The sequence below is a fragment of the Frankia sp. CeRuru1 genome (assembly GCF_977966315.1).
Genome location: NZ_CDWWEW010000303.1, coordinates 1 through 6,382, shown reverse-complemented (window position 1 = coordinate 6,382; position 6,382 = coordinate 1). Strand labels below are relative to the sequence as shown.

Annotated in this window: 7 protein-coding genes and 1 pseudogene; 6 read left to right on the top strand and 2 right to left on the bottom strand. The window is 69.4% G+C overall.

Features of this window, described 5'->3' with window-relative positions:
- Window positions 1-77: 77 nt before the first annotated feature.
- The 4 genes and pseudogenes from AC08OP_RS18620 to AC08OP_RS18605 all read left to right on the top strand — a co-directional run.
- Window positions 78-185: pseudogene (locus tag AC08OP_RS18620) on the top strand (recombinase zinc beta ribbon domain-containing protein); the annotation flags it as partial.
- A 781-nt stretch (window positions 186-966) separates the two neighbouring features.
- Window positions 967-2,253: an aminotransferase class V-fold PLP-dependent enzyme gene (locus tag AC08OP_RS18615; protein ID WP_476615359.1), complete on the top strand. Its 1,287-nt coding sequence runs from the start codon at window positions 967-969 to the stop codon at window positions 2,251-2,253.
- Window positions 2,254-2,667: 414 nt separating this feature from the next.
- Window positions 2,668-2,916, top strand: coding sequence for an antitoxin (locus AC08OP_RS18610; protein ID WP_462203775.1), 249 nt, complete (start codon window positions 2,668-2,670; stop codon window positions 2,914-2,916).
- Window positions 2,913-3,323 (top strand): PIN domain-containing protein, encoded by a 411-nt coding sequence (locus AC08OP_RS18605; RefSeq protein ID WP_476615358.1) that lies wholly within the window; start codon window positions 2,913-2,915, stop codon window positions 3,321-3,323. The genes AC08OP_RS18610 and AC08OP_RS18605 overlap by 4 nt, the downstream gene beginning before the upstream one ends.
- Window positions 3,324-3,384: 61 nt before the next feature.
- Here AC08OP_RS18605 and AC08OP_RS18600 read toward each other — a convergent pair whose 3' ends face one another.
- Complete coding sequence (locus AC08OP_RS18600) at window positions 3,385-3,963, bottom strand: helix-turn-helix domain-containing protein (protein ID WP_476615357.1); 579 nt, start codon at window positions 3,961-3,963, stop codon at window positions 3,385-3,387.
- On the opposite strand from AC08OP_RS18600, the gene AC08OP_RS18595 reads away from it, so the two are divergent.
- The gene (locus AC08OP_RS18595; protein ID WP_462186257.1) at window positions 3,892-4,581 is read left to right on the top strand and encodes a response regulator transcription factor; all 690 of its coding nucleotides are present in this window, start codon (window positions 3,892-3,894) and stop codon (window positions 4,579-4,581) included. The genes AC08OP_RS18600 and AC08OP_RS18595 overlap by 72 nt on opposite strands.
- A gap of 300 nt (window positions 4,582-4,881) precedes the next feature.
- On the opposite strand, the gene AC08OP_RS18590 is transcribed toward AC08OP_RS18595, so the two are convergent.
- Window positions 4,882-5,364 carry a hypothetical protein gene (locus AC08OP_RS18590; protein WP_476615356.1) on the bottom strand — a complete coding sequence of 161 codons (483 nt, stop codon included), beginning with the start codon at window positions 5,362-5,364 and terminating at the stop codon, window positions 4,882-4,884.
- Between the two features lie 162 nt (window positions 5,365-5,526).
- On the opposite strand from AC08OP_RS18590, the gene AC08OP_RS18585 reads away from it, so the two are divergent.
- Entirely contained in the window at window positions 5,527-5,745 is a 219-nt protein-coding gene (locus tag AC08OP_RS18585) for a hypothetical protein (RefSeq protein ID WP_462203778.1), read from the top strand.
- Window positions 5,746-6,382: the final 637 nt, after the last annotated feature.

Here is a 6,382-nt window from a genome sequence, read left to right as displayed (position 1 = left end):
AGAAGATCCTCATCGAACGCAGTGAGGACACCTCACGCCGCGCCGCCAACCCTTCCGACTACTACCTGACCGGCCGGATGCGCTGCCCCCAGTGCGGCAAAGCCGTCATCGGCACCCGCGCGACCGGCCGCAACCACACCTACCGCTACTACACCTGCCGGACACGCAACCGCTACGACAGCGACCAGTGCGACGCGCCCCGCCTCGACGCCGACGCCGTCGACAGCGCAGTCCTCGCCGCGCTCGTCAGCTTCTACCGCGACCACCAGCAGCTCATCGCCGACGCCGTCGCCAACGCCCAGCGTCGCCACCGCAACGCCCGCTCCGACCGCACCGACGAACTCACCGCCATCGAAACCGAACTCACCCAGACCGACCAGGCCATCGACCGCTACCTGGGCTCCTTCGAGCGGGGTACCCTCGACGAAGAGATCCTCGCCACCCGGCTCGAAGCCCTGCGCACCAAGCAGAAGCAGCTCCGCCACCGGCAGGCCGAACTCACCGAAGAGATCGACGACGAACCGGTCATGCCGGCCCGTTCCACTCTCCGCGCGGTCGTCAAGCACATCGAGACGATCATCGAGACAGGTGACGACCTCCGACGCAAGGCCCTCATCGAAGCCCTCGTCGCCGAAGTAAAGATCACTGGACCGGACCGGCTCATACCGATCTTCAAGGTCCCCAGACCCAACACTCCAAGGGACACCGCCAACGTAGAGACTGGAGTCGCAGACCGACCCAAGCCGGCCAGACCAGCCGCACCCCCCGCCCCACGCCGGGGCGCCGCAGCCGTCCTACCAGCCACAACGCCCCCGAAAGGAGCGGTTCGCGCAATGCCCACATTGGTGGGGCGAGTGGGGCTCGAACCCACGACCGACGGAAACACCGTCGCAGCCACGACGTCCACACCGTCGGCGCACCGCCGGCACGGTGCCGCACGTGTCGTCGAGGTGTCACCCTGTTCCTGTGGACACACCGTCGATCCATCAGCCCAGCCAGCGCCGACTCACCGACAGCGACGATCCCGGGCCGAACGACGATCCCGAGCAGCTCCGGCTCTTCCACCGCTGGCGTGCGGCCCGGTCACCGTCGTCGGTGGTTCATCTCGACTCGGCCGGCGCGGCCCGCCCCAGTCGGGCCACGATCGCGGCCGAGACCGCGTACCTGGAGAGCGAGAGCGAACTCGGCGCGTACGCCGCCGAGGTGGAGGCAGGCAGCGGGCTCCACGCCACGCGGGCCAGGCTCGTCAGCCTAATGGGCCCGGGACTCGACGCTGATGACCTGAGCTTCCACCATTCGGCGAGCGCGGCTTTCGCCACCTTGCTGATGGCCTGGCGACTCCCCGCCGAGGCGAGGATCGGCGTGGTACCGAGCGAGTACGGGTCCAACATGCTCGTACTCGCCGCCCGGGCGCTGCGCACCGCGGTCTCGCTAGTCGATCTTCCCGTCGACGAGACCGGGGTCATCGACGTCGAGACCCTCGACCGGGCCGGAGTGGCCTGCGCCGATGCACCCGGGCGCATCGGTCTCGCCGACCTCGACCTCGTGGTGTTTCCGCAGGTGCCAAGCCAACGGGGCATCGTTCAGCCGGCGGCCGCGATCGGTGCGCGCTGCGCGGCCGAAGGCGTCCCCCTGGTACTCGACGTGGCGCAGTCCCTCGGCCAGGTCGAGGTGAGCCAGACCGCGGCCAGCGCCTATATCGGAACGTCGAGAAAATGGCTCTGCGGGCCACGAGGAGCAGGATTTCTCGCCGTCCGGAAAGGCAGCGTCGATCTTCTTGATATCGCCGTGCCGAGCCTGCACAGCGCACGCTTCGACCGCAACGACCGTCCGGTTCCTCTCCCCGGACTGGCCCGGCTCGGGATAGGCGAGGCGGCGACCGTGTCCCGCATCGGCCTGGGGCAGGCCGTCACGGAACTGATGGATTCCGGCCCGTCACTTGTCTTCGCCCGCATCGCACGGCTGGCCGGTCAGGGAAGGCACCTTCTCGACGGGGCCGGCGGCTGGCGGGTGCGCGAGGACCCAGATTCACCATGCGGCATCATCACCATGCAACCGCCCCCCGGCACCGATCCGGTGGCCGTCCGGGACCGGCTCTACCGAGAAGACCGGGTGCTCGCCAGTGCCATCCCCGTGGAGCGCTCCCGGGATCTCACCGGGCCGGTCCTCCGCGCGAGCGCGCACGTCTATACCGATCCGGCGGAGTTCGAAAGGCTGGCCATGGGGCTCAAGCGCATCGCCTACGATCGTTGACGTCTTGGCGGCCACCTGCCCGCAGGCCGACCAGCTCATCCGGGCGGCCAGCCCTGTCTTTCGGTCGATCGGTGACCGAGGGTTATCATGTTTCAGATCGTAGATCTGTCCCGGTCCTGTCAGCTCATCCTGGGCTGATGTTGCGGAACCGGAATGCGATAAATGCTGGTTCCTGGCGCAGCCGTTCGTAGCCAGTGGGGTCGCGGTCGCGAAGGGCGGGGATGGACTGCGGCTCGACGAGGCGGTCCAGTCTGACGCCCGACCAGCCAGCGCATCTTCGGCTATCGCCGCCCTCGTACGTGCCGCTAGCACCGCCGCCTCATGCCACAGCGTGCCCGCGCTACCGCCATCTGACCGAGTCGGCAGCGGACACCTGGTATATACTATCGATAGCTATCATAGGCGGGAGGCGTTGTGGCGGACACGGCGATCGCGAGGCTCTTCATGCACGGCAGGAGCCAGGCAGTGCGGCTCCCGAAGGAGTTCCGGCTGCCCGGTGACCGGGTGCGCGTCCGGCGCATGGGAGACGGCGTGCTGCTGGAGCCGATCGCGTCCGATGTCGATGCCTGGTTCACCGAGCTGGACCGTTTCGCGGACGTGCCGCTGTTCGAGGACGGCAGGAACCAGCCGCCGACGCCCGCCGGGGAGGACTTCTTCGGGTGAGCTACCTCCTGGACACCAACGCTGTGGTCGCGCTGCTGCGGAACAAGCCCGCCGGCGTGCGGGAACGGTACCGGGAGGCCGAAGCGTCCGAGGATTATCTCGCGCTCTCGTCGGTCGTCTTGTTCGAGCTGTGGTATGGCGTGGCGAAGAGCGCTCAGGTGCCGGAGAACACCGAGCGCCTGCGGATACTGCTCTCCGGTGACCTGGACCTGCTTGACTTCGATGACGAGGACGCCCGTACTGCCGGCGAGGTGCGCGCCGCCCTGGAGAAGGCCGGGACGCCGATTGGCGCCTACGATCTGTTGATCGCCGGGCAGGCACTGCGGCGCGGGCTGACAGTCGTTACGGCGAACACCTCGGAGTTCAGCCGGGTCACCGGCCTGAGCTGGGAGGACTGGACGAGCTAGCCGTCGTCGGCGCCCGCTGAATTTCACCGGCTCATGTCGGACAGGCGTGCCAGAACGTCTCCTACGCTGCGGAGCGAGGGATGACGCGGACGTCGAGGTCGGCGTCGAGTGCCTCGGCGAGCCGTTCCAGCACCGGGAGTGTCGGTACGGTGCCGCCGGCCTCGAACCGTGCCACCGCCGACTGCGTCATGCCCACCGCGCCGGCCAGCTCAGCCTGGCTCCAGGCGCGCCGCTGGCGCAGCGCCCATTGCCCGCGCCGACGCCGACGAACTCGCCACGAGCCGCTAGCACGTCCGAGCAGCGCTCGGACGTGGACGGCCGATGATCTATGATCGTCTTCTGATGGACGTGTCCCCTCGTGACACTCGCCACGCTGGGCCCTCCCTATGCTCCACCAGCCACCCGGTGGGGATCTGCTGAAATGGTTGGCGTCGCTGGGTGCGGTGTCCCCGACGCACCCAGCGATCGGTGGGGCCCCCGCGCTCCGCCAGCGGGCACCAACGCCCGTACGGCCTGACGAGGTCTGTCGCCTCGTGGCCGGCAAGTCCGGGAGAACGACTGGACCAGCATGAGCGTAGCGAACGGAACTGCAGTACCCGCAGTACCTGGCGCCATCACCGTGGCGGCAGTGGACGATCACCCGATCGTGCTTCGCGGCCTCGCGGACCTCCTTCACGACGTCGAGGACTTCAGGCTGATCGGCACCGCTCACTCCATCGAAGCCCTGCTGGCCGGCCCGGGGCACGGCGCCCAGGTGATCCTGCTCGATCTCGATCTCGGCGATGGCACCGCGCCGCCCCATAACATCCAGCGGCTGCTCGCGGTGGACCGCGCGGTCGTGGTTTTCAGCGCCGCGGCGGCTCCCGCGACGGTTCGCGACGCGATGCGCGCCGGCGCGTCGGGCTTCGTCCCGAAGACCGACGACATCGAGGATCTGGCCACCGCGATCCGCGCCGCCGCCGCGGGAACAGGGTGGATCTCGCCGCAGCTGGCATTCCTGCTGCTCACCGATGACGCCCCGGACAAACCGGGCCTGTCACCCAAAGAAGTAGAAGCACTGCGTCTCTATGCGACCGGAATGCCCATGAAGACGGTTGCCCACAAGATGAACGTCTCCCCGGAAACGGCGAAGCAGTACATCGATCGGGTCCGATCGAAGTACCGCAAGGCCGGGCGGGACGCGAGCACCAAGGTCGACCTCTACAAACTCGCAGTGGAAGACGGCCATCTCAATCCCGGTGCCGAGGGAACGGCCTGACCCCGCCACCAGAGTGATCACGAGGACGTGGACCCGGCGCGCGCCCTCACGCCACCACCCGCACAGCGGGAGAGCGCGCGCCCGATCAAGGAACGGAACACCTCGACGGACATCCCCTGGCCCGGCGGCCTGTCCTCCCTGCGTCCCCTTGACTCCCCCGTGTCTCCTTGACCAGGAACATCCTCGCGGACAATGACGATTCGGTCATGACCCACATCCACCGAATCCGTTGTCCCCCAGCAAGGGGTCAGCGGAAGGACGTGGGAGCACGACCGCCGGGACCGGATCGATGCGGACGGGTCACCCTCGAGGGGGCTTCGTCCTCGGCTGGAGCAGCACCGCCCCGATCAGGGCGAGGAGGCCGGCGCCGAGGCACACCGTGATCCCCGCCTGTGGACGGATCGAGATCGCATCCGCGGAAATCGCGCGGAACGAGGCGAGGGTCGGCGGCCCGTAGATGCGGTCCAGAGCGGTGATGATCACGATCAGGACCGCGATGATTCGGGCGAGGACGACGTCGATCGCACCGGCAAGCGGCCGACGCACCAACCGTCCCACCCCGATGGCACCGAGCATGACCGCCAGGACACCGATGGTGCGCCCGTCTCCGACCACGAGACCGCTGAAGGTACGTGTCTCGTCGCCGCTGGACATCTCGCTCCACGGCAGGACGGAGCCGATGCCGGCTCCGACGGCCGCCAGCACCACCATCAGCGCGGCGACCGGCCGGGACGGGGCGACCGGCCGGAGCGCGATGATCGGTGGGAAATCGGGACTTTCCACGGCCTCATCGGCACGCCGGGCCGCAAAACCGCCGTTCGCCGGGGCCGAACCGGCGAGGTGGTCGCGAGACGCGGACGGCCTCGGCTGTTCGGACGGCCTCGGCTGTTCGGCCGGCCTTGGTTGTTCGGCCGGCCTTGGTTGTTCGGCCGGCGTCGACGGACGATGCGTCTCGGGCAAGGCCTGCGGACGCGGGACAACCGGCCGCGGCCCCGGGTCAGCACGCCGTTCCTGATCCTCCAGGTCATGGTCGTCACCCGCGCCCCGGTTCCGCCCGGGGTATGCCTGCAGCCGGCGGTCGAAGGCCGGGCCAGGATAGGAGTCGGGATAGGAATAGGCATCGGTCACCGGCTCGCCGCCCTGCCGCGCGCCGGAGACCGGTAGGGGCCACGCCTCGTCCCTCGTGCCGGAGGGCACCGGATCCGGCTCGGGATCGGGTCTGAGCTGTCGGCGCACCTGCATGGTCGGCGGGTCGGCAGAACGCGACGCCCGTGGACGACCACGATCATGATCGAGTACGTGGTCATCCCCGTCGGTACGGGCGAGCGGCCGACGCCCGGCCGCGGCCTCCAGGGGATCCCTTCCAGGTTCTCGATGATCCCGGACGGGAACGGGCGCCGGCACTCCTCGCGACCGAGGACCCTCCTCAACGCCGGGAACGGATGGCACCCTGGCGCCGGAACCGGCGGACCCGGCGGAGGTCCTCGAGACGTCGCGCTCGAACCACGCGGGTCGGGACGGTGCCGGTGCCGGCGTCGGTACCGACGCTGGCGTTGGCGTTGGCGGTCGAGCCTGGGACGGCGCCGGTGCCGGTGGTCGAGCCCGGGTCGGCGCCGGTGCCGGCAGCTGCGCGGAGGCCGGCGGTAGGGAGACCGGCGGTGGGGAGGCACTCGTACGGCCGGGCGTCGAACGCGCGGTTCCGGCCGAGCTGACCGGATCCCCCGTGCGACTCGGGGGAGGCGGTGCCGCGGGACTACCCGAACGGCTCGCGGCCGGTGGTGCCGCTGCCGGAGTGGGCGGG